The following is a 2,834-nucleotide window of genomic DNA, read 5'->3' as shown; positions in this document are numbered from 1 at the left end:
GGAACACCAATCGATTCTGCCGCAGGCGGAACGACAGCAAGTGTATTTGATGACAATGGAAATGGAACAGATACAGCCGATAGTGTGGCTGCAACCGATGGAAATATAGCAGACAATATCAGTATCACCAATGATGGTGGACTAACAGGTGTGACAATAAATACCGATGGTACTATAGATGTGCCAGCAGGAACAACTGCAGGAACATATACAGTAACGTACCAAATATGTTTAGATGTAGATAATAGCATTTGTGATACAGCCGATGTAACTATCGAAGTTGATCCAAGCATCAATGCAGAGAATGACGATTTTAGTGGAACACCAATAGATTCAGCTGCAGGCGGAACAACCGCAAGTGTTTTTGCAGATAACGGAAATGGTGTAGACGACGCAGACGGCTCACCAGCCTCAGACGCAAATATCGCAGACAATATCAGTATTACTAACGATGGTGGATTAACAGGTGTAACGATCAATACAGACGGAACGATAGATGTACCAGCAGGAACAACCGCAGGAACCTATACAGTAACTTATCAAATCTGTTTAGATGTAGATAATACCATTTGTGATACAGCCGATGTCACTATCGAAGTTGATCCAAGCATCAATGCAGAGAATGACGATTTTAGTGGAACACCAATAGATTCTGCCGCAGGCGGAACAACTGCAAGCGTGTTTGACGATAATGGAAATGGAACAGATACAGCCGATGGTGTTGCTGCAACCGACGCAAACATTGCAGATAACATCAGTATCACTAATGATGGAGGATTAACAGGTGTGTCAATTAATACCGATGGTACGATAGATATACCAGCAGGTTCAACATCTGGTACATACACAATAACTTATCAAATCTGTTTAGATGTAGATAATACCATTTGTGATACAGCCGATGTAACTATCGAGTTGGCTCCAAGTATTGATGCGGTTGATGATGATTTTAGCGGAATACCTTATAACCCAGTTACAGGTGGAACAACTGCAAGTGTATTTGATGACAATGGAAGTGGAACAGATATAGCTGATGGTGTTGCAGCCACAGATGCAAATATTGATGATACTACAATTGCTATAAGTAATGATGATGGATTAACTGGTGTATCTATCAATACTGATGGTACAATCAATGTGCCAACAAATGCTTCTGCTGGAACGTACAATGTAGAATACACAATCTGTTTAGGTGTGGATAATACCATTTGTGACACAGCAACAGCTATTATAGAAATAGGCGCATGTTTAGATTTTCCTACTAATGATTGTGATGATGATGGTGTACCTAATTCAGCAGATGTGTGTGAAGGTTTTGATGATACAGCAGATGCTGATGGTGATTTAGTGCCTGATGCTTGTGACGATGATGACGACAATGATGGGCTCTTAGATTCATTTGAAAAAGGACAAACTACCAATACTCAACCAGCATGCGGAGCACAGTCTCTATTGGACTTCAGTAGTGTGCCTACTGAGGAAAGTGGTGATGGAAATGTAGCAACAGTACTTCAAGGTGAAGTATTCAGGTTTACCAATGTATTGACAGGAGTTGATGCTCTGGTAACTATTGTTGAAACACGAAATGCTACTGTGGGAACTTTAGATGATAATAGTGAAGAACCTAATAATTTTAGACCTTCAACAGATTTTCAAAACCTTAACGAAGGCGAAGTAGCCTATGTTGAGTATAACTTTGATTTCGTAGATTCAGTGAGCGGAACACCTGTACCTGTCGCAGAATTCTTTGTAAACTTTAATGATATAGATGGAAATACTAATATTTCAGAAAAGATTTGGACACAATACCCAGCTGCTTATACTGCAGAGACACCGTCTACACTAACGTTTTCTGATGAAGGTGGATTCTTAAATGCTACATCAGGTGTAATTAATTTCCCTGGAACAACAAATGTAAATCCAGAGATTAACTTCTCTGCAAGATATGTGAATGTAACATCATTTACATTCAGACTGGGAGCGCAAATAAACGATGCTCCATTTGTATTTACTCAAAGACGTTCTAACTTAGAATTTAACTGTATTGCAAACTATACAAATCCTTTAACAACTATATTGGATTATGATGAAGATGGAATTCCAAACTTCTTAGATTCTGATAGTGATAATGATGGATGTCCAGATGCTGTTGAAGGAGATGGTGGATTTACTTTAGCCGATTTAGATGCGGATGATAGCTTAGGGGATATAGTAGATCCAAATGGTATTCCTAATGTGGTAACGCCTGGTCAGAATGATGTAAGTTCAATTGATGAAACAGTAATTTCTACTGAATGTTTTGATCCTAGTATTAATTTGCTGAAAAGTATAACTAGTGTAACTCCAGGAGGAGCACCTGGATTAATTGATGACATTATTACTTATGAATTTGTTGTAACTAATACAGGTAATGTTGATTTAACTGATATTACTGTGAATGATCCACTAATTGGTGCTGTAACTTGTGTAGCCACAACTTTAATCCCTGGTGACTTTACAACATGTAGTGGAACTTACACAATTATACAAGATGATATTGATAATGGAGGTGTTGAGAATTCAGCTAGTGTAAGCTCAGAAGCTCCTGGAGGAAACACATTAGATCCAAGTGATGATGTAACTGATGTTTCTGATACAGGAACTGCAGGTGACGGAAGTACTATAACAAACCCTGAAACAGATGAAACTCCTGATCTTGATACCGTAAATGGCGATAACAATGATATGGATCCTACTAACGATCCTACAACTCTAGTGATCCCACAGAACCCATCGATTAGCATCATTAAAGAGAGCAGTTTAGATCTAGGAGCAGATGGTGTTGTAAGTGTAGG

1 protein-coding gene is annotated in these 2,834 nt (G+C 38.8%); it reads left to right on the top strand.

Going from position 1 to position 2,834, the window contains the following annotated elements:
- The coding region (locus Q0951_RS17005) for a beta strand repeat-containing protein (protein WP_367179772.1) at window positions 1-2,834 on the top strand (2,834 nt) is incomplete at both ends.

It is taken from the genome of uncultured Psychroserpens sp. (genome assembly GCF_947501425.1).
Taxonomy (GTDB): Bacteria; Bacteroidota; Bacteroidia; order Flavobacteriales; family Flavobacteriaceae; genus Psychroserpens.
The sequence above is the reverse complement of the archived record's forward strand: the minus strand, read 5'-3'. Positions and strand labels throughout refer to the sequence as shown.